This window comes from Nocardia sp. NPDC051463, from assembly GCF_040681975.1.
Taxonomy (GTDB): Bacteria; Actinomycetota; Actinomycetes; order Mycobacteriales; family Mycobacteriaceae; genus Nocardia.
Window position 1 is genome coordinate 121,535 of sequence record NZ_JBFBAB010000003.1, and the last position, 23,430, is coordinate 144,964.

The 23,430-nt window shown below is 65.4% G+C and carries 24 protein-coding genes; 12 read left to right on the plus strand and 12 right to left on the minus strand.

The window, feature by feature from the left end:
- Window positions 1-33 precede the first annotated feature (33 nt).
- The 4 genes from AB0M74_RS07880 to AB0M74_RS07895 form a co-directional block, all read right to left on the minus strand.
- A complete protein-coding gene (locus AB0M74_RS07880) occupies window positions 34-2,193 on the minus strand; it encodes an EAL domain-containing protein (RefSeq protein WP_364903042.1) in 2,160 nt (719 codons plus the stop codon).
- A 470-nt stretch (window positions 2,194-2,663) separates the two neighbouring features.
- Window positions 2,664-2,873 carry a hypothetical protein gene (locus AB0M74_RS07885; RefSeq protein WP_364903044.1) on the minus strand — a complete coding sequence of 70 codons (210 nt, stop codon included), beginning with the start codon at window positions 2,871-2,873 and terminating at the stop codon, window positions 2,664-2,666.
- Window positions 2,870-3,124, minus strand: coding sequence for a hypothetical protein (locus tag AB0M74_RS07890; protein WP_364903047.1), 255 nt, complete (start codon window positions 3,122-3,124; stop codon window positions 2,870-2,872). The genes AB0M74_RS07885 and AB0M74_RS07890 overlap by 4 nt, the downstream gene beginning before the upstream one ends.
- Window positions 3,121-3,570, minus strand: a complete 450-nt coding sequence (locus AB0M74_RS07895) for a hypothetical protein (protein ID WP_364903051.1) — start codon at window positions 3,568-3,570, stop codon at window positions 3,121-3,123. The genes AB0M74_RS07890 and AB0M74_RS07895 overlap by 4 nt, the downstream gene beginning before the upstream one ends.
- A gap of 220 nt (window positions 3,571-3,790) precedes the next feature.
- Between AB0M74_RS07895 and AB0M74_RS07900 the strand changes: the two genes are divergently transcribed.
- The 3 genes from AB0M74_RS07900 to AB0M74_RS07910 are packed head-to-tail and all read left to right on the plus strand — an operon-like array spanning window position 3,791 to window position 5,131.
- The gene (locus AB0M74_RS07900) at window positions 3,791-4,675 is read left to right on the plus strand and encodes a helix-turn-helix transcriptional regulator (RefSeq protein ID WP_364903054.1); all 885 of its coding nucleotides are present in this window, start codon (window positions 3,791-3,793) and stop codon (window positions 4,673-4,675) included.
- Complete coding sequence (locus tag AB0M74_RS07905; protein WP_364903057.1) at window positions 4,672-4,887, plus strand: DUF397 domain-containing protein; 216 nt, start codon at window positions 4,672-4,674, stop codon at window positions 4,885-4,887. Before AB0M74_RS07900 ends, AB0M74_RS07905 begins: the two co-directional genes overlap by 4 nt.
- A 37-nt stretch (window positions 4,888-4,924) precedes the next feature.
- Entirely contained in the window at window positions 4,925-5,131 is a 207-nt protein-coding gene (locus tag AB0M74_RS07910) for a DUF397 domain-containing protein (protein WP_364903060.1), read from the plus strand.
- 93 nt (window positions 5,132-5,224) lie between these two features.
- On the opposite strand, the gene AB0M74_RS07915 is transcribed toward AB0M74_RS07910, so the two are convergent.
- On the minus strand, window positions 5,225-6,451 hold the full coding sequence (locus tag AB0M74_RS07915) for a cytochrome P450 (RefSeq protein WP_364903063.1): 1,227 nt from the start codon (window positions 6,449-6,451) through the stop codon (window positions 5,225-5,227).
- A gap of 515 nt (window positions 6,452-6,966) precedes the next feature.
- Here AB0M74_RS07915 and AB0M74_RS07920 point away from each other — a divergent pair.
- Entirely contained in the window at window positions 6,967-7,641 is a 675-nt protein-coding gene (locus AB0M74_RS07920; RefSeq protein ID WP_364903066.1) for a phosphodiesterase, read from the plus strand.
- Window positions 7,642-7,723: 82 nt separating this feature from the next.
- Here AB0M74_RS07920 and AB0M74_RS07925 read toward each other — a convergent pair whose 3' ends face one another.
- The 3 genes from AB0M74_RS07925 to AB0M74_RS07935 form a co-directional block, all read right to left on the minus strand.
- Complete coding sequence (locus tag AB0M74_RS07925; protein WP_364903069.1) at window positions 7,724-8,557, minus strand: cytochrome c biogenesis CcdA family protein; 834 nt, start codon at window positions 8,555-8,557, stop codon at window positions 7,724-7,726.
- Window positions 8,554-9,345, minus strand: a complete 792-nt coding sequence (locus AB0M74_RS07930; RefSeq protein ID WP_364903072.1) for a thioredoxin domain-containing protein — start codon at window positions 9,343-9,345, stop codon at window positions 8,554-8,556. Before AB0M74_RS07930 ends, AB0M74_RS07925 begins: the two co-directional genes overlap by 4 nt.
- Before the next feature lie 120 nt (window positions 9,346-9,465).
- The gene (locus tag AB0M74_RS07935; RefSeq protein ID WP_364903075.1) at window positions 9,466-9,882 is read right to left on the minus strand and encodes a hypothetical protein; all 417 of its coding nucleotides are present in this window, start codon (window positions 9,880-9,882) and stop codon (window positions 9,466-9,468) included.
- Window positions 9,883-10,332: 450 nt separating this feature from the next.
- Between AB0M74_RS07935 and AB0M74_RS07940 the strand changes: the two genes are divergently transcribed.
- Both AB0M74_RS07940 and AB0M74_RS07945 read left to right on the plus strand, forming a co-directional pair.
- The gene (locus AB0M74_RS07940; RefSeq protein ID WP_364903078.1) at window positions 10,333-12,156 is read left to right on the plus strand and encodes a S8 family peptidase; all 1,824 of its coding nucleotides are present in this window, start codon (window positions 10,333-10,335) and stop codon (window positions 12,154-12,156) included.
- A gap of 16 nt (window positions 12,157-12,172) precedes the next feature.
- On the plus strand, window positions 12,173-13,525 hold the full coding sequence (locus AB0M74_RS07945) for a serine-threonine protein kinase (RefSeq protein ID WP_364903081.1): 1,353 nt from the start codon (window positions 12,173-12,175) through the stop codon (window positions 13,523-13,525).
- Between the two features lie 17 nt (window positions 13,526-13,542).
- Here AB0M74_RS07945 and AB0M74_RS07950 read toward each other — a convergent pair whose 3' ends face one another.
- A complete protein-coding gene (locus AB0M74_RS07950) occupies window positions 13,543-14,865 on the minus strand; it encodes an NAD(P)/FAD-dependent oxidoreductase (protein WP_364903084.1) in 1,323 nt (440 codons plus the stop codon).
- 37 nt (window positions 14,866-14,902) lie between these two features.
- Window positions 14,903-15,382, minus strand: a complete 480-nt coding sequence (locus AB0M74_RS07955; protein ID WP_364903087.1) for a MarR family transcriptional regulator — start codon at window positions 15,380-15,382, stop codon at window positions 14,903-14,905.
- A gap of 103 nt (window positions 15,383-15,485) precedes the next feature.
- Here AB0M74_RS07955 and AB0M74_RS07960 point away from each other — a divergent pair, with 103 nt between their 5' ends.
- Complete coding sequence (locus AB0M74_RS07960; protein ID WP_364903090.1) at window positions 15,486-17,021, plus strand: DHA2 family efflux MFS transporter permease subunit; 1,536 nt, start codon at window positions 15,486-15,488, stop codon at window positions 17,019-17,021.
- A 78-nt stretch (window positions 17,022-17,099) separates the two neighbouring features.
- Here the strand turns inward: AB0M74_RS07960 and AB0M74_RS07965 are convergent, their stop codons facing one another.
- Window positions 17,100-17,531 (minus strand): SRPBCC family protein, encoded by a 432-nt coding sequence (locus AB0M74_RS07965; protein WP_364903093.1) that lies wholly within the window; start codon window positions 17,529-17,531, stop codon window positions 17,100-17,102.
- 446 nt (window positions 17,532-17,977) lie between these two features.
- Here AB0M74_RS07965 and AB0M74_RS07970 point away from each other — a divergent pair, with 446 nt between their 5' ends.
- The 5 genes from AB0M74_RS07970 to AB0M74_RS07990 all read left to right on the plus strand — a co-directional run bounded on the left by AB0M74_RS07970 (window position 17,978) and on the right by AB0M74_RS07990 (window position 21,855).
- On the plus strand, window positions 17,978-19,435 hold the full coding sequence (locus AB0M74_RS07970) for an ATP-binding protein (RefSeq protein WP_364903095.1): 1,458 nt from the start codon (window positions 17,978-17,980) through the stop codon (window positions 19,433-19,435).
- Entirely contained in the window at window positions 19,435-19,869 is a 435-nt protein-coding gene (locus AB0M74_RS07975) for a roadblock/LC7 domain-containing protein (protein ID WP_364903098.1), read from the plus strand. Before AB0M74_RS07970 ends, AB0M74_RS07975 begins: the two co-directional genes overlap by 1 nt.
- A gap of 34 nt (window positions 19,870-19,903) precedes the next feature.
- Complete coding sequence (locus AB0M74_RS07980; RefSeq protein WP_364903100.1) at window positions 19,904-20,254, plus strand: DUF742 domain-containing protein; 351 nt, start codon at window positions 19,904-19,906, stop codon at window positions 20,252-20,254.
- Window positions 20,229-20,834, plus strand: coding sequence for an ATP/GTP-binding protein (locus AB0M74_RS07985; RefSeq protein ID WP_364903104.1), 606 nt, complete (start codon window positions 20,229-20,231; stop codon window positions 20,832-20,834). The genes AB0M74_RS07980 and AB0M74_RS07985 overlap by 26 nt, the downstream gene beginning before the upstream one ends.
- Window positions 20,835-20,991: 157 nt before the next feature.
- The gene (locus tag AB0M74_RS07990) at window positions 20,992-21,855 is read left to right on the plus strand and encodes an LLM class F420-dependent oxidoreductase (protein ID WP_364903106.1); all 864 of its coding nucleotides are present in this window, start codon (window positions 20,992-20,994) and stop codon (window positions 21,853-21,855) included.
- A gap of 58 nt (window positions 21,856-21,913) precedes the next feature.
- On the opposite strand, the gene AB0M74_RS07995 is transcribed toward AB0M74_RS07990, so the two are convergent.
- A complete protein-coding gene (locus tag AB0M74_RS07995) occupies window positions 21,914-23,344 on the minus strand; it encodes an amidase (protein ID WP_364903108.1) in 1,431 nt (476 codons plus the stop codon).
- Between the last annotated feature and the right edge of the window lie 86 nt (window positions 23,345-23,430).

Genomic DNA, 23,430 nt, shown 5'->3' on the forward strand with positions numbered 1-23,430 from the left:
GAATCCGTCCTGAACTACTGACCGGCCGGGGCGCTACCGACCAGGTCGTGCGGCTCCGGTGCGAGCCACACGGTACGACGCGGGTGACCGTTCTGCCAGCAGATCGGTCACCTCCTCGACTGGCATGGGCCGATGGAACAGCCAGCCCTGGGCGGTGTCGCAACCCAGGTCGTGAAGTCGGCTGGCTTGGTAGCTGGTCTCGACACATTCGGCGGTGACGGTGAATCCGAGGGCGTGACTGAGTTCGATGATCGATTCCAGCACCAGCACATCGGAGGGGCTGGCCGCGTCGGGGGTTCGGATACGGTGGACGAAGGGGCCCGCCAGCTTGATCACGTCGAGCGGAAGTTGGCTGAGATAAGCCAAATTGGAGTAGCCGGTGCCGAAATCGTCGATCGCGATGTGGACACCGAGCGCTGCCAAAGTCCGCAGGGCTTGCAGCGGGCGTCCGCTGGTCTGCATGAAGGCACGTTCGGTCAGCTCGAGTTGCAGGCTCTCGGGCGGGATACCGGTGTCGGACAAGACATGTTGCACACGGTCCAGCCACGTGGGGTCGGAGACCTCGGCGGCGGAGACATTGACGCTGACGGTCGGCGTGCTGCCCGGGTAGCGGTCGTGCCAGTCGCGGCTGTCGCGACAGGCCCGTTCGAGGACCAGCGCTCCGAGTGCGCCGATGTGGCCGTTTTCTTCGGCGAGGTCGACGAACTGAGCCGGGCTGAGCACCCCCAGCTCGGGATGTCGCCAGCGCACCAGGGCTTCCACCGCCACCATCTGCGCGTCGGCGAGGTCGACGATCGGCTGATAGTCGAGGAAGAGTTCGTCACGGGTCAGCGCCGCGGGCATGGCCGCCGAGAGTTCGGTGCGGGTGAGCTCGCGTCTGCCCCGGTCCGCGTCGAAGACCACGTAGCGGCTGCGGCCCGCGGCCTTGGCCCAGTACATCGTGGTGTCGGCGGCCTGCAGGAGTTCGTCGGCACTGGTGTGCTCGGTGCGGGCTGCCAGCACGCCGATGCTCACATTGACGGTCAGGTGGTTGCCGTGGATGTCGAATGGTGGGGTGAAGGCATCGAGCACGGTCTCGGCCACCTCGCTCGCACTCACCGATTGTGGGACAAGGATGACGAATTCGTCGCCGCCCATGCGAGCGACGAGCTGGCCCGGCCGGGTGGCGCAGGCGCTCAGGCGGGCGGCGGCCTGGATGAGCAGCGCGTCGCCGATCGCGTGTCCGAAGGTGTCGTTGACGACCTTGAAATGGTCGAGGTCGACATAGCAGAGACCGAAGTTGCGGGTGGGGTCGGCAAACGCGGAGGTGAGCGCGTCGATGAAACGGGATCGGTTCGGGAGCCCCGTCAGTTGATCGTGGTGGGCCCGATAGTTCAGATGTTCACGCAGTGCGCGCCATTCGGAGATGTCCTCCACCAGCCCCAACGTGTACTGCGGGTCACCGTGCTCGTCCCGGATGAGTGAGACATTGAGGTTGGTCCACACCGTGTGGCCGTCGCGATGGAGGTACGCCTTCTCCATTTGCACGTTGTCCTGCTGACCCCGCAGCAGCGCTATATAGAGGTCCCACAGGCCGTGATCGTCGTCGGGGTGTACCAGATCGGTGACCGAGAGCTCGCACATTTCCTCGGGCAGATAGCCGAGCATGGTGGCGAACGCGGTATTGACCTCGATGATCCGGCCGCCCAGGTCCGAAAGCCCGATGCCGATCCCGGCCTGGGTGAACAACGCGCGCAACCGGGCTTCGCTGTCCCGCAGTTGTTCCTCGGCGTTGCGCTTCGCGATGATCTCGGCGGCCCTGACGCATTCCTGTTCGGCGAGCAGCCAGGCGCGAAATGCCGTGACGTAGCCGTTGGCGAAGGCCCCGAGCATCTCGGCGAGACGTTCGGGCGGAATGACCCCCGCCGCACCGAAATGCGCACCGAGCACGGCAATGCTGCGACCCAGCACCTCATCTCCGACGAAATGCGAACGGGCGAGCTCTGCCCCCAGCTCGGCGGCTCGGGTGGCCGGTTCCGGCACCGCGCCGACCGCCTCGAATTCACCTGCCAGCCTGGCCAACAGCGCGCGTGACTCTTCGGTACTCATCGGCACCACGTGGTCACGGACCACACCCGTCAGTGCGGCCGTCCAGCGGCCCGCCAGGGCGTGTGAATCGTTCGAATATGGCCCGGGCCCGCCATCCCAACCCATGGGTACTGATCCTAACCGCGTTGCACCCCGCGCGTGAACTACAGCATGCCGCGCTGCGCTGGGATACGATGGCCGCGCCTGCGCCCTGCGCGCGGTCGCGGCCGAAATACGCGCGGCACAAGAGGCTTTCACGGTCCATGACCAGAACGTGTTGGGTCCCCGATAGCATTGATCTTGATCGCCCCAGCGCCTCCCGTGTGTACGCATCCTCGCCCATCACCCACGCCACCGCCGACGGTAGCCCGCCGAGGTCCTCGAGGCGCAGAAACTGTCCGGCTGCCCGAGACCGAAATCGTGCTCCGCTCCGTGGATGACAGGGAAGGAGTACCGTCCCGGATGATCTTCGAAAAAGAGGTTTGATCGCCGGTTCCACAAATCTGCGAATGTGCTTGCCGCGCTATCGAAAGCAGCGCATCCGGGCGCGGTCATGGCGATGAAGGCCATCCTTCTCGTGCCTCGGTTCGGCCTGCTCAGGGCGCTAGATAGAGCTGTTCGCAGGGAAGGCGGGCTAGGCCGCTGCCGTCACCGGGGACCACCGAAACGCTGTCGATGTAGTGGTCGGTCCGCTGGTCTTCGATCAGTCGATCAGCGGCCACAGGGTGTGCGGCGTAGTGCAGGATCACTCCATGTAGGTCGATTCGCAGATGTACGTCTGGTTCGGCAGCCCGTGGCGCAGTCATCGCATCCGGTTTCGGAAGTACTCGAAGTTGTTGCGCGTCACGATGATTGCGGCAACCCTGGTGGAACACTCCAGCGGATCGCAGATCTGGTGGACGCTCAGTGCCTTCTCGGCGTCGGCGCGGCTCGACACCGGCCAGTGGGGGTTGTCATGGCGCAGTTTGTCCTTCAGCGCGGACGGCCGGGCATTGATATCGAACTCGGGAGGCTCATCCCCGCTGCCGTAGGGGAGAACCAACATGACTGCGCTCATCGACTCTCCCGCGCCGCGTATTCGGCCAGAGTGGTGAGAACGGTTGCCATGGTCGGCCGGAACAGATCCCTGATCGGCGATGCCCAACCACGGACACCATCACCAGGTGACGGCAGGATGATCGGCCTGCCTGGTTCGACCAGCACCGAGTCGGTGCACCGCAACAGATCTCGCACTGCGGGGTCGTAGTCATCGATGGGGTAGGGGCCCGTCAAAATCGTCAGCCGCTGCACCGGATGCCAGATCGTCGGCCCACTCATCCGCCACGCGGCCAGCTCTTCCTGCACTCGGTAGCCCCAGTATTCGGCGAGCACGAGTGCGCGAAGTGTGCCGCCGATGGTGATGGCTAGTCTGCCTCGCTCATCGACGTGGCAGGGGAGTGCGCACGCGGTGCGGTAGTAGTGGCATCGGCCGAGGATTTCCTCGGCAATCGTGGGAGCGGGCATCCTGACTCCTGGTCGGATTGGTGGCGGCTAGGTGCGCCCGGCCCCTATCAACCTCCTGATGAGGAGGAGCCATCTCTCCGGGCGCATATTCAGCACACCATCGACACGCCGAGCTGGCACTGTCATTACGGGAATCCCGGGAACCTCATCCAAAGGCCAGGGCCGCTGTCATTGTGGCAGCGAAGCACTGCCACTTTGGGACTGCGCGAGGAGTCGGTACATGGTCGAAGAAGCACCCCGAGCCTCACTGCCACGCCGTCAGTTGGGGCGGTTCATTCGCAGGCAGCGGGAGGAGAACACCTCGCTGATTCAGGCGGAAGTCGCATCAGCGATGCAGTGGAGTCACAGCAAGTACTCTCGCCTCGAACGGGGCGAGCCCGGCAAGGTGTTGGACAGGGACCTCAAAGAACTCGGCAAGATTCTCGAAATTCCTGACGACAAGGTCGCGGCCATGATTGACCTCGCGCATCAGGTCGCCGAAAAGACCTGGTACAACACCTTCGATGACCTCATCCGTCGGAACTTCGATGTCTACATGCGGTTGGAAACCGATGCACACGCAATGGCGATCTTCCGGCCCGACCTCGTCCCGGGCTTGTTCCAGACCGCGGACTACGCACGCGCGCTCAATCGGATCTACTTCCCACGGGACTCCGAGGAGGAACACGACCGGCGGATCGAGCTGAAGTTGCAGCGCCAGAAGATCATCACGCGTAAGAAGGCTCCGGTCAGCGTCGACCTTGTGCTGCACGAGTCGGCGCTCCACTCGATGGTTGGCGATGAGGCCGTCATGGCAGCCCAACTGCGACACCTTGCCGACATAAGCACCAAGTCGAATATCACGATCCGCATCCTGCCTTTCAAAGGCGGGTTCCCGCTCGGCACGCCAGCCGGGCCGTTCGTCATTCTCGACTTCAGGCCGTACGCGAAGGGCGTCGCCGAACCGACCGTGATCTATGTCGAGAACTTCACGGGTGACACGTACCTTGAAAGTGAGTCCGACGTCGAGAAGTACCGTAGGGCGCACGCAACGATCCAACACACCGCGCTTGATGCGGTGGCCAGCAGGAACCTGCTCCGGCAGGTAGCAAGAAGGGACTTATGACGGTGAACAATGACCGCCTGGCGGGGGCTAAGTGGTTCAAGAGCACCCACAGCTCCGGGAACTCCGAGTGTGTGGAAGTCGCGTTCCTCTATGGGGGCAAGGTCGGCATGCGTGACTCCAAGAATCCGACTGGTCCGGCATTGGTGTTCACTGCGGGGGAGTGGGATGCCTTCGCAGCTGCGGTGTATGACGGCGAGTTCGACCGACTGTAGCTTGACGATATCTACAGGGAGCGAAGGAGTTCGGGTCGTGAACGCTGACCTATCCAATGCGAAGTGGTTCAAGAGCAGCCGCAGCTCTGCTGGGAACGATTGTGTGGAGGTGGCGTTCCTCAACGGCGGCTTGGTCAGTATTCGTGATTCGAAGAATCCGACCGGCCCGGCGCTGGTTTTTACCCCGGGCGAGTGGGATGCCTTCGCCGCTGGGGTGCATGACGGCGAGTTCGACCGCCCGTAGCCATACGAAAGCCCCGTATCTCCAACTGCCTGAAGAGATTCGGGGCTTTTCGCTGTGGGGATCGTGACTGGGATGCCAGTGCTGGGGTCGGCGTTAATCGAACCTGACTTCCCAGCGTTTGATCCCATTGAGCCAGCCCGAGCGCAGGAGCTCGGGTTCGGAGACTTGGGTGATGTCGGGCATGGTATCGGCGATGGCGTTGAACATCAGGTCGATCTCGAGGCGGGCCAGGTTCGCGCCGAGGCAGTAATGCGTGCCCGCGCCGCCGAAACCGACGTGCGGGTTGGGGTCGCGCAGGATGTTGAAGGTGAAGGGGTCGTCGAAGACCGTTTCGTCGAAATTGGCCGAGCTGTAGAACATTCCGACTCGCTGGCCTTTTTTGATCGTCTGGCCGCCGAGTTCGACATCACGCGTAGCGGTGCGCTGGAAGGCGGCGACGGGGGTTGCCCAGCGCACGATCTCGTCGGGTGCGGTGCGCGGGCGGCGTTCCCGGTAGAGCTGCCATTGGTCGGGGTGGTCGACGAATGCTTTCATGCCGTGGGTGATGGAATTGCGGGTGGTTTCGTTGCCTGCCACGGAGAGCAGGATGACGAAGAAGGCGAATTCTTCCGAGTTGAGATGCTCGCCGTCGATGTCGGCATGCACCAGTGCGGTGACGATGTCGTCGGCGGGGCATGTGCGCCGTTCCTCGGCCAAATTCCAGGCGTAGCCGGTCAATTCGAGTTGTGCGGTGGCCGCGTCACCAGCGTATTCCGGATCATCGGCGCCGATCATCTGATTCGACCAGTGGAACAGTTTCTTGCGGTCGTGCTGCGGGACTCCGAGTAGCTCGGCGATGGCCTGTAGCGGCAGCTCGGAGGCGACCAGTTCGACGAAATCTCCGCTGCCGATGTGTTTGGCGTCGGCGACGATGGCGGCCGCTCGCTCGGTGAGTGCGCGCCGCAGGCTCTCCACCGCACGCGGCGTGAATCCCTTCGAGACGATGCGGCGGCTCTTGGTGTGCGCGGGTGGGTCCATATTGAGCATGATTACCCGCTGCATGTCGATCTGTTCGCGGGTGATCCGCGGCTGATAACGGATGATCGCGGTGTTCTCGGTAGAGGAGAAGATTTCTGGGTGCCGAGAAATCTCCTTGATGTCTTCGAGTTTGGTGACCACCCAGTAGCCGCCGTCGTTGAACCCGCTCACGCCGTGGGGCTGCGCGTTCCACCAGACGGGCGTGGTGCGCCGCAGTTCCGCGAACTCCTCGACCGGTCGGCCTCTTGCCCACAGGTCGGGGTCGGTGAAATCGAAGCCCTCGGGTATCGACGGTGTGGCCATGGCCACCTCCCACACTGGAACGCGTTCTAGACGTCAATTCAAGCACGGGAAGTGCCTCGGCGGGGCCGTTCGGGATGGCTCGATCGGGCGATGTGTCACCCCGGGCGACGAACTATGGGCCGGCCGATCACCTGGTCGGCCGGTCTCGGGGTCTGCCGAGCACGAGCCCGTATCTGGCACCGAGGGCAGTGGTCGGAGTCTCGTGGTGCTGCTGACCGCCGGTCGAGCCGATGATGCCCGCCGTGATCGATCGGCGTGCCACGACTGAGCCGGAGAATGTCGCTGGTCGGCGCCATGTCGTTCGACGCCGCGACGTCGAATGTGGTCCCTACCGGCGGAGTGTTGTCCGCACCCTGTCCACCGACTCATGGGATTCGGACGAATGTCCCGGCTTCTGGCGTCGAGGGCTCGATACCCCGGATCGGGCCATCGACGCCTCGAGATCGCCTACCGTTTATCCGGCCTCCCGCGGGGCAACCGGGAAACGACACGTCGTCTACCCCGGAGGAGTCGTCATGGTCGATGTACCTGCCACAGTCGTGCGTCACGCGTTCGCTGCCGGAGCCAGGTTCCGGCATGCGCGGGTCTTCCATCCTGACGGACTGCATCTGTCGGGCAGGCTGCACGCCGAATACGATTTCGAGAACCTGTTCGGCAGCGGTGAACGGGCGGTCATCGCCCGCCTGTCGAAGGGCGCCGGGCTACCGGGAGCCGTACCGGATGTGCTCGGGTTCGCCTTTCGCGTCCTGGCTCGCGACGACCAGCCATGGGACTTCGCCCTCGCCACCACGGGCCGCGGCACGGTCGGCCGGTTCGTGTTCACCGTCGCGACCGGCTGGGCACGCGCCAGATACGGCAGCCTGCTGCCGTATCGTTTCGGCAAATCGATGCCTACTTGGGTATTCGCCGAACCCGATGCGGCACAACCGAAATCCGCCTCCATCGAAGCCCTCGTGGAATATCTGCAGGAGCACGACCTGCATTTCGATCTGATCGGCAGCCCCATCGGCGGCCCGACTCGCAAACTCGCGGAGATCAACCTGCGTCTGGCCCATGACGAGTACCGAACCGACTACTTCGACCCGATGCTCAATCATCCCGCTGAGGTCGAGATAGTCCCGAAAGTCATCCAGCAACTGCGCGAGTTCGCATACGCGGGGAGCCGCCAGGGGCGTGGCGAAACGGCGTGACGCGCATCAGGCCGAGTCTGGCGACCGCCCCTGAAGGCTGTAGTCGAACGGCTCAAATTATGGGGAGATTCCTGGTCGGCTGTCAGCGCTCCACTTTGCTGGTGCGCAGCAGCCACCAGGCCAGGCTGACCAGCAGCGCGGCGGCGAGCATGAGCAACACCGCGGTGTCGGAGACGGTGTCGCCGAACTGCCGCACCTTCTGCTCGAGGGTGAATTCGGTCTCGGCGCTCAGTAGCCCGGGTAGCGCCGAGGCGCCGTCGAACAGTAAGAAGAGTGCGCCCAGCAGGATGAAAAAGAGTCCGGAGACGGTGGCGGTGGTGTGGAGGTGCAGCGGCCCGACGGTGAACGCCCGCCCACGTAGCCAGTGTCTGTCGCCGAGACCGAAACGGTCCCACAGCAGGGCGAGCACGAACAGCGGGACCGACATCCCCAACGCGTAAACGGCGAGCAAAAGTCCGCCGTTGATCGGCGAACCGCCGACCGCCGCCACCGTGAGGATCGACCCGAGGATGGGCCCCGCGCAGAAGCCGGCCAGGCCGTAGACCATGCCGAGCAGGTAGACCGCGCCCGCCTGCTCCGGGTGTCGCTGGCGGGCGGCGGCGCGCTGTGCGAAACCCACCGCGAACCCGCGGCCGACGATTTGCAGCACGCCCATCGCGATGATCGTCCAACCTCCGATGGCGATCAGCAGGTCACGGTGGCCGATGAACAGCCGCCCCGCGAACGACCCCGCGGCGCCCAGCGGAACGAGGGTGGTCGCGAGGCCGAGGTAGAACAACCCGGTGCGGGTGAACAACCTTCCCGGCGTGCCGAAAGAGTAGGCGAAGAAGCTCGGCAGCAGCAGCGCGCTGCACGGGCTGAGCAGGGCCAGCAAGCCGCCGAGGAACGCCGCGAGATAGCCGATGCCGCCGGTCATTTCCCGAGGCCCTCGCCGCTGTGCCGGGCGGCCTCGATGAGGGCGATGAACTGTTCGACCTGCTGAGCGCCGAGAACCGGCCTGCCGTTGATCAGGAACGCGGGTGTGGCGGTGATGCCGAGATCGAAACCCTCGTTGGCATCGGTGTGCAGCGCCGCCCGCGCGGATTCCGAGTTTTGGTCGGCGCGGAACCTTGCGAGGTCGGGCACTCCGGCCAGCTCGGCGAATCCGGCCAGCCTTTCGGGTGTCAGCGCCCCGGTGTTCTTCTTCGGCGCGCTGTCGTAGACGGCCTTGCGGAACTCCCAGAACTTGCCCTGCTGTCCGGCCGCCCATGCCGCCCGTGCGGCATCCTCGGACTCGGTGCCGAAGATCGGGAAGTTACGCCATTCGATGCGCAACGTCCCGGTGTCGAGGTACTTCTCGATCAGCGTCGGTTCGGTGTTCTGGGTGAACTGGCGGCAGAACGAGCACTGGAAGTCGGAGTATTCGATCATCACCACAGGTGCGTTCGCCGATCCCAGCGCCATCGGGTCGTGCTGATCACGGCGGGCCAGCTTCGCCAATGCGCGGAATTGTTCGTTGCCCTCGGCGGCCACCGGCGTGGTGTCACCGCCGCGACCGGCATCGGAATCCTTGCCGCCGGTGAGGACAACGGCGGCGATCACGAGCCCGCCCGCCACCACGAGTGCGAGTGCGGCGGCGATCGTGCGAGTGCGCGACCGGGTTTCCCGGACAGGCGGCTCGGCTGAAGCTTTACGGGGACGTGTGGAGTTGTTTCGACGCGACATTTTCGGGTGCTCCTGACGACCCACTCCGGAATATGGAGCAGGCATGGACTGTGGAGGAAGGCATGAACGGGCCAGACCGAAGGTTCCGGAGCGAGTCCGGGCACGGCAGGTCTGCGCCGTCTAAATCCGCAGTACCGTCGTCAGGTGCGGCGCAGCCAGCTGCCGGTCGGCAACTCCTTGACGCTCATCGGCCGAGGAATACCAGCACACGGGATCTGCGGTCAGGCGTGTGCCGCGCAGCGCGAGGGGTAGCTGACCGCTATCGCGTTGCGGCACGATGACCGGCACCGCAGCGGCGGCCCCGATGTGTCCGTTTCCGCCACAACTCGGTGGCCCGTGGATCGAATCGAACCGCAGGGACTCCGTCGAGACTGGTGACGGGGAAGTCTCGGAGGTATTCGAAAGCTGCGACGTTTCCGCGGTCGACATATCTTGCGTCAGGGTGCTTCCGGTGATCAGACCGAGCACCGCGAGCACGCCGACGAGCAGCGCACGCTGACGGCGGCGTCGGTGCGGCGCGTCGGGGTGGGCGGTCACGGGCCGCACCATACCGGATCGGGGTCTTTCACGGTAACGACCGCAGTGCCTGGGGGTGTCCACGCGATCGTGCCCATGAGGTGGACCACTCCGCTGTTCAGCGTCGGATTGTCGACGATCCGGCCGCGGGGAGTCGAATGTGATCCCGTCATCGCTGCGGTGCCCCGGTCACCGGATCCCTGCCGCGTCAAGGGCACTTTCCAGTACTCCAATGAAGTCGTGTCTGCGCTGGTGAGGACGAGTAGGGCACTACCCGTGTTTTTGCGCGTGCGCGATCCTACCGTCGGTGGGTAGCGGGTGACATCCCGGCGGCGATGCGCGACGGGCAGCGCGATCGTCGCCGGGATGCACGTTCGTTCCAATGCACGAGAAGGTGATCGAGGACTTGATCGCCTGATCCGCCCATATGTCCACGCTGTAGCCGGCGCGCGCTGAGATAAGGAGACGCGCATGGCCCTTACTCCGATCCCCGACCTCGGAGACCTTCTTCTCGTTGCGCTGCTGGATGTGCAACAGGCAACTCCGGAACACGCGATCGACCTGATCGAGGCGATGCCCGAGTTCCATCCCAGTGCCGAAGACCGCCAGCCGGACCCGGCGCGGGCGAATCTCGTGCGTTGGCAGTCACGCGTCTACTCTGCCCGGCGGTATCTCGGTGACGAGGGCTTCGTGCTGTCGAACCGCCATCTATGGCGCATCACCGAATCCGGGAAGTACGCCGCCCACGAGGCGCGCCGCCGCTTGACGAACCCCGACCTGCCCTCTGTGACCCAGAGCCCGGACCAGCGCAACCCCATCCAGCCGAGCGTAATCACCAGGCCACTGCTGGATCCGGATGTGCGAGCCCGCGTACTCGATCAGCCCAGCGACGACAACGAACCGATATCGGTCGTCATCGAATTGAATGTCGGCTACCCGGGGGGCGTGAAGGCGGCAGCCGCCGCGCTGACGCAGCTGCTGGAACAGGTCAACCATGCGGACCGCAGGCCTGCGGCGGTCGAACTGTTCGACGAGTATGTGCGTGCCAAGATGTCGATGGAGCAGGTCAAACAGCTGGTCGAGATCGACCATGGGCAGGGACAGAATGACCACGGGCAGAACGTGATTCATCGCATCTGGCCCAACTTCCCGGTCAAACCGCTGATCGATGTGTCGGGACGCACGGTCAAGGCCGACGCGGCGCGGCGCGCGTTCGACGCATGCGGCCGCGGAATTCGCTGGGCGGTGGTGGATTCCGGGATCGATCGGACGCATCCGCATTTCGATGCCGGAAAAACCGTGCTGGCCGACGATGTCTTCTCGTTGCATCGCGACTTCACCCAGTCGATCAATCCTGGCCCGGAGACCGCCGATGCGGCCCTGCAGGACGGGTTGGGCCACGGTACTCACGTCGCAGGCATAATCGCCGGCTATCTCCCGAATGCCTTTCCCGGCGAGAACCTGCGGGTGGTCACCGAGCAGTACACCGAACTCGACGCGAAGCCGCTGCGCGGTGTCCGACAGGTCGAACCCGCAGCGGTTTCCGGTATGGCGCCGCAGGCGCACCTGGTCAGCTTGAAGGTGCTGCGTTCGGAGGGCACCTCCGACATGATTTCGGTGATGGCCGCACTGCGGTACGTCCGGGAAGTCAACGGCGACAACGACAGATTGACGAAGATCCACGGCGTCAACATCAGCTTGGGCTACGAGTTCGATGCCGAATGGTTCGCCTGCGGGCAGAGCCCGCTGTGCAAAGAGGTCGACCGCCTGGTGCGGTCGGGGGTGGTCGTCGTGGTCGCGGCAGGCAATACCGGATACGGCCGGTTCAGCGCGAAGGAGCGGCAGACCAACGTCGGTCTCACCATGACCATCAACGATCCCGGCAATGCCAAGCGTGCCATCACCGTCGGGTCGACGCACCGCGAATCGCCACACACCTATGGTGTTTCGTACTTCTCGTCCAAGGGGCCGACCGGCGACGGCAGACTCAAACCCGACCTGGTCGCACCCGGCGAGCGGATCACCTCCTGCGCCACCGGGAAAGCGGCGGCGAAATGGGGGATCACCGACATTCCTCCCGGCGTCGCCTGCTACGGCGCCGATACCGGCACCAGCTTCGCCGCGCCGCATGTCTCCGGAGCGATTGCCGCATTCCTCTCGGTGCGACCGGAGTTCATCACCCAGGCCGAGGAGATCAAAGAGATCTTCGTGAAATCGGCGGTTCCGCTCGGCCGTGAGCGCTATTTCGAGGGCGCCGGTCTCGTCGACCTGATGCGCGCACTGCAAAACGTCTAGAACATCGGAGAAAACAATGACCAAGGACATCGGTGGGCTGCCGTTGCTGGAGCTCAGGATCGACGAGAACGGTGATGTAGACCCCGATGGCGAGCGCGCGCTCGCCGCCGAACTCGACACGATCGAACCAACGGATCTACTTGTCTTCACCCACGGATGGAACAACACGCCGAGCGTGGCGAGCCGCCTGTACGAAGCCTTCTACGCGCAACTGCCGCCACTGCTGGCAGCGCACGGATTGCCGAATCGGAAGATTTTGCTGCTCGGTGTTTTCTGGCCGTCCAGCCGCTGGTCCGACGAACCGATTCCTGACTTCGAACCGGCCGCGGCTGTCGATCTCGGCGGCGGCGGGGGAGCCGCCGGCCTCGACGGCGCACCCGAATTCCCGCCGCCCGCACCGCCGAACGCGGACATGCAGGCGATGATCCGTGCGGCGTTTCCCGATCAGCAGCGCGCCGACGTCGATGAACTGCTCGAACTCCTCGTTGCGCGTCCCGATGACGATGCGGCGCTACAGCGTGCGCGCGATCTCATCCAGACGATCGCCGCGGTGACCACCGGCGACGGCGACGGCGAACAGGCCGACGAACCGCCGTTCATCGCGCAACCCGATCCGGGCGCAGAATTGTTCTCCCGCTTCGCGACCCAACTCGAAGACCTCGGTATCGTCACCGGTGGTGCCGGTGGGGCCGCGGGATTCGGTGATACGTTCGGCCGACTCTGGCACGGTGCGCAGGAGGCCGCCCGCCAATTGACCTACTTCCAGATGAAGCATCGAGCGGCCACCATCGGCGAGCGCGGCCTCGGACCGCTGCTCGGACGGCTGCTCGCGCGACGGCCCGCGCTGCGTATCGATCTGATCGGCCACAGCTTCGGCGCACGCGTAGTGTCCTACGCGCTCGCCGGGCTGCCCCCGAACAGCACCGTTCGCTCGGTCACGCTGCTGCAAGGGGCGTTCTCCCACTTCGCCTTTGCCGCGTCTTTGCCGTTCGACGCGCGGCGCAGCGGGGCCTTGAACGGGAAGGACGCGCGCGTCGACGGCCCGATCACTGCCTGCTACTCCGAGCATGACTCTGCCGTCGGCACGCTGTATCCGCTGGCGTCGCTGCTCGGCCGCGAGGACGCCGCCGGCTTCGATGATGCGACCTACCGTTGGGGCGGCATCGGTCACGACGGGCACCAGCCTGACGTCGCGGTCACCGCATTGCTCGACGTAGGAACCCGATACGACTTCGACGGTGCCAGGCTGGTGAATATCGATGCGGCCCGCGTCGTGAAGAAGGGCTCGCCACCGTCGGGAGCCCATTCCGACATCGTCCATCCCGAGCTCGCCTGGGTCGTAGCGTCCGCAGGGGGCCTCGTGGGCTGAACCGGCCGACCACCGGGTCATTCGGAGCCGAATCCCGCGAACATCTTTCGCTTGAGCGGTGGCAGCGCCTGCGCTACCCGGAAAACCGTCCTGCCGATGGCCCGCCCGACGGAGTTGTCGGACACCGTCTGCTCGGCGGCGGTCAATGAGTCGCGCACGGCGGCGAAACCGTACTCGATCATTTGCGCCTCGTAGTCGTGGATGGCGGCGCGCAGCGGTTGGGCGCCGCCGGCCGCGGTGACCAACTTCTCGCACAGCAGTCGGGCGTCGCGCAGCGCGACATTGGCGCCGATGCCGCGGAAGGGCGTCATGCTGTGGATCGCGTCGCCGAGCAGCGTGACATTCGTTGTCTCCCACGGCGGCACCGGGACCGAGGTGCGGATCGGAATGAGTGTGACCGTGTCGGTATCGGATCCACCGATGAGTTCCCGCAATTCGGGCGCCCACCGGGCGGTGAGCCGGTTGACCATGTCGTGCAGTTGCGCGGAGTCCAGCGATTCCAGCTCGACGTCGGCGGGATAGTCGCCGCGTTTGGCGGCGTAGGCCCAGAAGACATACGGCTGGGTGTTGTCGAACAGCGCGCCGGGGACGAGCGCGGCCGCGCCGTCGTTGCCGCCGATACCGGAGTACTGCGGATCCGGCCGATCGAACTCGTGCGGCGCGATGAACATCCCACATCCCTTGGGCGGCATGACCGCAAGGGGGGAGGCCGAGAACTTCGGTGTGAGCCGTCGCCTGCTGTCGTCGGTCAGCGTGAATTTGCCTGCGACGGTGACGATGCCGGTCTCCACCCGCTGCGCGTGCGGAAGGCGTTGCGCGCGAACGCGCGACGTCCCGCCGTCCGCGCCGACCAGGACGTCACCGACAGTCGAACCGCCGTCGGCGAAGTGGGCCTCGATCCGGCCGTCGGGCAATTCGGTGTAGCCGGTGACGGCCTTGTCGTAGTGCACCACCGCGCCGAGATCGGCGAGCAGGATCTGGCGCAGCGTGATCCGGCTGATGCCGTAGTTGCGATCGATCTCGTCGCGCTCGCCCTCGATCAGCTCGGAGTCGAGATGCAGCAGGTCCTTCATCTGCTCGGTGACGAAGCCGAATCGAGTAGCGCCCTTGCCGGAGCCGGCGACGAACGCCCGGTAGGCGGTGTCGGGCAGCAGTTCGTGCAGCGCTCGGCTGCCGCTCGGGTTGATGTGGATGCGGAACCCCTGCACCCGGTCGGTGCGGTGGCGGTCGCGTTCGTACACCGCGACCTCGACTCCCGCCTTGCGCAGGCCATTGGCCAGCGCGAGACCGCCGATGCCGCCACCGGCGACGATGACCCGCAGGGACTTGTTGGCAGACATGATTTTTCCTTCCAATCGGTGCAATTCACGAACACTGTTATTCCTGGCTCCAGCCGAAGGCCGTGGTGCGCCGCCCGGCACGTTGCTGCTGCGTGCCGTGCCCCGCCCAGGACTCGATCAACCGGTCGAGCAGTGCGGTCAGGGCAACCACATCGGCGGCCGGCCAGTCGGCGACAACCGCGCCGAAGACCTGCGTTCCGACGTCGAGAAACCGCCGCAGCTCCGCGCGGCCCGAGTCGGTCGCTTCGAGCAGCACCGCGCGCCGGTCCTCCGCGTCCACGCGTGTCCGTACCAGGCCCGCGTCGGTCAACGCCTTGACGTGTCTGGTGATGGAGGAGGGCAGGGCGCTGAGCCGTTCGGCCACCTCGCCCGGGCGCAGTGGACCGTGCTCGACGGCCAGTTGCAGCACGCCGACTCGGACCGGATCGAATGCCTTGGCCATGCCGGTGCGCATCGCGTCGGAGAAGCGCGTGGTCGTCCTGGCCAGTTCGGCGATCTGGTCTTTATTTGCTTGCATGAAACAATAATATATTGCTTGATTGCGTGAAGCAACTATTGTTCACCAGTGGAATAGCCAGAATGTGCTGGTTCTTCCGGCGGAGAGATGACAGGCTTAACCGGTGAACCAACCTCCGGATACTCAGGCGGGAACGGACCCGTCAACCGACAAGCTGGACGCGGCGGTGTTCAAGGTGGCAGGCGTGGTCGTGCTCGGCGCGATCATGTCGATCCTCGACATCACCGTCGTGACCGTCGCGATCCCCACATTCCAGCGCGAGTTCGAGACGAGCTACGCGATCGCGGCATGGACGATGACGGGCTACACCCTCGCGCTGGCGACCGTCATTCCGCTCACCGGGTGGGCCGCGGACCGGTTCGGCACCAAACGTCTGTACATGATGGCGCTGACGTTCTTCGTGCTCGGATCGGTGCTGTGCAGCTTCGCCTGGAACATCGAGTCGCTCATTGCCTTCCGGGTGATCCAGGGCATCGGCGGCGGCATGCTGATGCCGCTGGGTATGACGATCATGACCCATGCCGCGGGCCCGCAGCGAGTCGGTCGCGTGATGGCGGTGCTCGGCGTGCCGATGCTGCTCGGCCCGATCGGCGGCCCGATTCTCGGCGGCTGGCTGATCGACGCGTTCAGCTGGCACTGGATCTTCTTGATCAACCTGCCGATCGGCGTCATCGCGCTCACCCTGGCATTCATCGTGTTCCCCTCGGACAAACCCGAACCCTCGGAGTCGTTCGACTTCCTCGGCATGCTGCTGGCCTCGCCCGGTCTTGCGCTGTTCCTGTTCGGTGTGTCATCAATTCCGGAACAGGGCACGATCGCCTCGGCGAGGGTGCTCGCGCCCGCTGCCATCGGTCTGGTCCTCATGGTCGCGTTCGTTTTCCACGCGTTGCGCACCGAGCATCCATTGATCGATCTGCACTTGTTCCGCAACCGGTCGCTGACTTTCGCGGTCCTCACGATGGTGCTGTTCGCGATCGCTTTCTTCGGTGCCGGGCTGCTGCTGCCGAGTTACCTGCAGCAGGTCCGCGGTGAATCCGCGCTGGCCGCCGGATTGCTGATTGCGCCACAGGGTCTCGGCGCCATGCTGACGATGCCGATCGCGGGCCGCTTCGTCGACAAGATCGGACCGGGCAAGATCGTGCTCGTCGGAATCACGTTGATCGCGATCGGCACCTTGTTCTTCACCCAACTGGAGGCGGACACCTCCTACATCGCGATGTGTGGCGCGCTGTTCGTGATGGGTCTCGGCATGGGCTGCACGATGATGCCGATCATGACCGCGGCGATCCAGACGTTGACCCACCAGCAGGTTGCCCGCGGCTCCACCCTGATGAACATCGTCAACCAGACCGCGGGCTCGATCGGCACCGCGACCATGTCGGTGGTGCTGACGAACCTGTTGAAGGACCAGCAGTTCGCCGGGCCCGCGATTGCGTCCAACTCCAATCCCGCTATCGCAGGCCAGCTTCCGCCGGGTGCCATCGAAACCGGGCTGAAGCAGGCTGCCGAGGCCTTCAGTCACACCTACATCGTGGCGGTGGTCCTCATCGTGCTGACGCTGGCCCCGGCATTGTTCCTGCCGCGCACGAAGCCGAAGAATCCGGAGGTCGCCGACGCGCCGGCGGCCCTGGTGCACTGACAACGCGTCATCTGGTCCAATGCGGCCGGGCATCGGTGTCCACACCGGTGCCCGGCCGTTCGATTGTTCGGCGGTTGCCTAGGCGTACAGCGCGACGAAGCGCTCGAGTGAGCGCTCGATGTCGCCCTTGAGTGCGCGGGCGACGCCGGAGCCGATGGGGCCGAACAGGGGCGGCCCGCCGAGCTCGATGGAGACGGTGACCGCGGAGCCCGCGCCTCGAGCGGCAACCAGCATTTCCAGACCGAACTTGGTGCCGCCTTTGCCCGCTCCGGTCAGCGCCAGCCTGCGCGGTGGCTCCGCGGCCTGCACCGTCCAGGTCACCCGGTTGCGCAACCCTTTCGCCGAGGCGACGCCGACGAGCTTCGTGCCCACCGTGAGCTCGCTGGGAACCTCGCTGCGCCAGGCCTCGTGCATGGTGAGCCACTTGTCCAGCTCGGTGAGGTTGGAAGTGTGCGACCACGCCTGTTCCGGGGAGATCGGCACATCGACGGAGACCTTCAGCTTTGCCATTCGGGCATGGTATCCGGTACCCGCGGTTCTGTAGCAACCTGCTCGAACGGGGTCCTCGACGGCGGGCCGCGACCGCGTGGCGAAGGGGAAAGAGCCTGGCGGCAGCCCGATCCGACACTGCATCGTGTGAGATGTACTCCGCGGCACCGAAGCTCGTTCCCAGGCATGAACTCGTATCAGGAGAGACTTCCTGGCAATGCTGCTAATGTGGCCGAGTCGTCGGGGTAAATGCTTGTGCGCCTCCGCTTGCCGTTCCAGGCGCTGGTCTCCGACGCGGACCTGATCCGACCAGGGTTGCTCATGGTCGGCGTCGCGAGGAAGGCGAGACGAAGCGCTGTGGCAGAAGCCTGTGGCACCCAATGGAACCGCACAGAAGTCTCGACACAGACCGTGACGTGGCCCGGCTTGTCCGGTGAGCTTCGAGCCCGAATACGACGAGAGAACTGATGAATCAAGATATCGCCGTGGTGCTTTCATGGATCCTCGCCCCCGCGCTGGTGCTTGCCGTGGCGGCGGCGTTGTACCTGGCGCAATCCGCCAGGCAGCAGCGAGTTCGCGCCGCCGAGCTGGCCCGGGAACATGAGGCACTGACACAGCAGAATCGAGTGCTCGAAGAAGCAGTCGAGCACCTTGCCGTCACCACATTGCCCTCGGTGTCCGACGCGGTCCGCCGCGGAGAGGTCGCCACGCCCTCGATCGAAGTGCCTGCGGGCATGGAGAATTCGCGGTTCGCACAGCTGTTGCGGTGGATTGCCGAGCGCTATGCCGACGAGCTGAGACTCCTGCAGATCGAGACAAGGGAGTCGGTCAACCGCGAGGCCGAGGAGCAGGCGACGACGGCGGTCAAGACCGCGCAGGAGTCGGCGCGGGCCGAGGTCGAGTCGTCCTCGCGGGCGGCGACGAGCGCGGCGGTGCGATCCTTCGGCACCTCGGTGGTCAGCCTCGGTGCGGACGTCAGCCAGGTGGTCAGCGCCGCGCTGCGCGAACACCGTGACGACGAGGTCTACGCGACTCTCACCCGCATCGACCACACCGTTCAGCAGATGCTGCGCCAGGCGCAGTCATACGTGATCGTGTGTGGTGGCCTGCCGGGCCGCCGCTGGCCCGCGCAGTCGCTCACCGACGTCGTCGGCGGCGCGACCGGTCGTGTGCGCGACTACCTGCGCGTGCGACCCAACCAGCTCGATCGTGTCGTCATCAGCCGCGCGGTGGAACCGCTCGTGCACACGCTCGCCACGCTGCTGGACAACGCGCTGCGTTATTCGCCGCCGACGTCCTATGTCGACGTCAGCTTCCAGGAGGGTCATCACGGCGTTACCGTCATCGTCGACGATGCGGGCGTGCGGATGAACCCCGAGCAGATGGAAGAAGCGCGGCAGGTGCTCGCCCACGAGCGCCCGGTCGACATCCACCAGCTCGGCCCGTCGCCGAAGGTCGGTTTCCCCGGCATCGCGGCGTTGGCCCGCCGCTATGGATTCACCGTCTACATCGATGGCCCCAACGTGTACGGCGGCATGCGCGCGATGGTGTACATCCCCGAAGCGCTGCTGGTCGCACCACAACCCGGCAAAGGCGGTGTTGCCGCCGTCGCTCCCGCTGCTGCTCCAGCGGAGCCATTACCGGTACCGGTTGCGGTCGGCGCGCACGAACGGTCGGACGAGGAGCAGGCGTTTTCTGTGCATGACATCACCAGTGGCGGCCTACCCAAGCGGCGTCGCCGAACCACGGCACCAGCACCGGCTCCGGTAGGCGGGGCGCGCTCCGACACCGAACCCGGTCTCGCGCGACCCGATGTCGCGGCAGCATGGCAAAGCGGTTCGAAGACCGGCCGCGCCGCCGCGACAGACAGCCTGCCGATCGCCAACAACACCCCATCCGACCACACCGAAGGGATGACCTCCTGATGGGCACACCGATGACAACGGGGGCTGAAAGCGCCAACAAACTGGGCTGGCTACTCGAGGATCTGAATGCCCCGGGTGTCCGATTCGCTGTATTGCTGTCCGACGACGGCTTGCGGATCGCACACTCCGGTGGAGTGTCCAAGGACGACGCGGAACGTTTCGCGGCCGCGGCGTCGGGTCTGAGATCACTCGGCAAGGCGCTCGGCGAGTTCTGTGGCGGCATCGAGAACGGCGTGCGGCAGAACATGACCGAGTACGACCAGGGGATGATCCTCATTACCGCGGCCGGTGAGGGTGCGCTGCTCGGCGTTGCCACCAACACCGACGCCGATGTCGGCTTAGTCGTGCACCGCATGAACGAGCTTGCCGGGCGGGTCGGGCACGAGCTCGGCAGCCAGCCACGTGGGAGGGCTGATAGCGGCGGCTTGCCGTGAGTACCACGCAGTCGAGCGCTGATAAGGCGCAGTCATGAGTGGGTCGCGGCGGGATCCCGATCTGGTCCGTGCGTATGTGCGGACCGGGGGACGAACGCGACCGAGTCGTGAATTGGACCTGGTGACTTTGGTATTGGTCTCCAAGGACCCGACACCGGGAGTCAGTCCTGACGCCCGCCAGGTACTGAATCTGTGTAGCCGTCGCAGTGCGCTTTCGGTGGCCGAGATCGCGGCCTATCTCGATCTGCCGCCGTCGGTGGTGAAGATCGTCGTGGCCGATCTTCTCGACAGCGATTACCTCGTCATGCCCCGCCCGGCCGCTGTCGTGCCGGAAATCTCTTTGCTCGAGGAGGTACTCAATGGACTCCGTGCTCTCCCGGCCTGAGCGCGATGTCGACTATGTTCCCGACACAGTAACCAGGTCGGTAAAGCTATTGGTCGCAGGAAATTTCGGTGTCGGCAAGACTACCTTCGTGAACAGCCTCTCCGAGATCAAGCCGCTGCGCACCGAGGAGACGATCACCGAGGCGAGCGTCGGCGTCGATGATATGGCGGGGCTACCGGGAAAATCGCAGACCACCGTCGCCATGGACTTCGGCCGCATCACGCTGAATCCCGAACTCGCGCTGTACCTTTTCGGGACGCCGGGCCAGAAGCGCTTCGTCCCCCTGTGGGAAGAGCTGGCGCGTGGCGCGCTCGGTGCGCTGGTGCTCGTCGACACCCGGCGCATCGAGAAGGCCGACGAGGTGCTTTCGGTGCTCGAGGAGCGCGGTGTGTCGTATTCGGTAGCGGTCAACCAGTTCGAGGGCGCCAAACGCTACCCGCTCGAGGAGATCCGGGACGCGCTCGATCTCGCACCGGGCACCCCCTTGACGTCACTCGACGCGCGTAACCGGAGCACGTGTCTGCGGTCCATGATCACGCTCGTCGAATTCCTGTTCCACCGTCAGGAGTCGCGTAGGTAACCACACCGTGCTCGGATCCTGCCCGGCACCGCACAGTTCGCCAGAGTTTGCGTACGCCCGAAGTGCAGCCCCTCTGACTCCTTGGTCAGAGGGGCTGCGTCATGTGACAAGGTTCAGGGACTGAACTGTCGGCGCGTCTGCACACAGAGGGAGACGGATGGAACTCGGACTGCATTACTGGAACTATTCGCATCCGGCGGAGCCGAGGCTGATCGCCACCACGCTCGCCGAGACCGCTCGGATTGCCGAGCAGGGCGGCTTCTCGCAATTCACGGTCATGGATCACTACCTTCAGATGGAGCACCAAGCGACCGCCGACGAGCCGATGCTCGAGGGGTACACGACCCTGGGCTACGTGGCAGCGGTTACCGAGCGCATGCGGTTGGGGCTCTTGGTGACCGGTGTGATGTACCGCTACCCCGGATTGCTGGCAAAGATCGTGACGACGCTGGACGTTTTGTCGGGTGGTCGTGCACAGCTGGGAATCGGTGCGTCCTGGTACGAGCGCGAACAGCTCGCGCTCGGAGTACCGGTGGTTCCGATGGCGGAGCGCTTCGAGCGACTCGAGGAGACGCTGCAGATCTGTCTGCAGATGTGGAGCGACAACAACGGGCCGTTCGACGGCGAGCACTACCGACTCGCCGAAACCCTCTGTGTCCCTGCGCCGTTGAGCAGCCCCAGGCCGCCGATCCTCATCGGTGGTGGCGGCGAGCGGAAGACGCTCCTGCTGGTGGCGCGGTACGCGGATGCCTGCAACCTTTTCGCCTCCGACCGCGAGGAGGTAGCACGCAAGCTCGATATTCTGCGGGCGCATTGCGAGGCGGAAGGTCGCGACTACGACACTATTCGCAAGACCGCGGTGTACATCGAGCCGGTTCTCGACAGCCCCGACGCCTTTCTGGAAGCGGCAGAGCAGCTCGCGGCCCTTGGCATCGAGCAACTCGACATCATGCCCGATCGGAACCCGATCGAATTCACCGAGCAGGTTGTCGGGCTGCTGCCACGGATCGCTTCGATCTGATCAGCGAGTAGCCCTACCGTGGAACAAAGCTCCTGTGCAACTCCAGCGGCGGCCGCTGTCACGGCAAAATCGGTTCGACGTCGGGTCGTCGGTCGGCCCACGGGCGGGCTTGTTCGAGTTGGGCGGCGACGCGCAGGATGCCGAGTTCGTCGTGGGGGCGGGCGATGATTTGGGCGCTGAGCGGTAGCCCCGAGGCCGTCCAGCCTGCGGGGATGGAGGCGGCCGGGTTGCCGCAGACGTTCCAGATAGCGGTGTAACTGGTTATCGGGATACTGCGTTGCAGCGCGCGCAGGACCCCGGCGCCGTCGAGCCTGCCGATCGGCGCGGGGAGGTGCGGCATGGTCGGGGTCAGCAGCAGGTCGTAGGTGTCGAAGATCTGGTTGATGGTCGCGGCGACCTGTTCGCCGCGACGTTCGGCCCAACGCAGGACCGGTTGCGGTGCGAGGACGCGGGCGATGGCCGAGACCGTGCGGGTGCGTCGCTCGAGCAGGTCCGGGCGATCGACCCGGACGGCCTCCTCCCGGACCCCACCGAGGAACTGGGGAAAGAACGCCGAGGCCACATCGGGGTAATACGGGTCGAAGTCCTCGACGTGATGGCCGAGTTCGGCTAGCGTGTCTGCGGTCGAGCGCACTGCCGCAGCGCACTCCGGGTCGGGCCGGAGACCCCGCACGGCGGAGCGCAGCGACACCGCGATCCGCAGCGGAGTCGCCTGCTCGATCGCGGCGAAGCTGAGGTCGGGAGCCTGCCAGCGGTCGGTCGCGCGGCTGCCGCTGATGATGTCGTAGAGCAGTGCGCTGTCGGCGACCGTTCGGGTCAGCACTCCCAAGGTGCCCAGCGCTCGCCACAGGTCGCGGTGTGGTGCCGTGCTGACTCGTCCCCGTTGCGGTTTCAGCCCGAACAGGCCGCAATACGCCGCGGGTATCCGGATCGAGCCGCCGCCGTCACCGCCGGTGGCGGCGGCGACGATGCCGGCGGCGACGGCGGCGGCGGAGCCGCCGCTGGAGCCGCCGGGCGTGCGCGTCGGATCCCACGGGTTGCGGGTGTAGCCATGCGCCGCCGACTCGGTGAACGGGAAGGTGCCGAACTCCGGCAACGCGGTCTTGCCGATGATGATCGCACCGGCGGCCCGCAGCCTGCGCACGATCTCGGAATCGGCCGCGGCGGGTGTCGTCATGGATGCGCCGCCGAAAGTCGTTGGGACGCCTGCGACATCCACTTCATCCTTGATCGCCATCGGCACGCCGTGCAGCGGCCCGAGCTGGCTACCACGCGCCTGTTGTGCGTCGAGGGCCTCGGCCTGTGCCAGCGACTGGTCGCCGAGAACTCTGATGAATGCATTGAGCTCCGGCTCCAGCCGCTCGATCCTGGCGAGGGTCTGTCGAGTGAGCTCGACCGCCGACACCTGACCCGAGCGGATCGCCTCGGCCTGCTCGGCGACCCCGGTGAAGGCGAGCCCCTCGGTGCGGGCGCTCGTATCCTCGCTCATCACGTTCCTCTCGGTCCCGGCCACCGAGCGCGACGGAGGTCGCCTCGGTGCGACTGGTTGGACGAATGTTCAGGTGCCTGAGTACA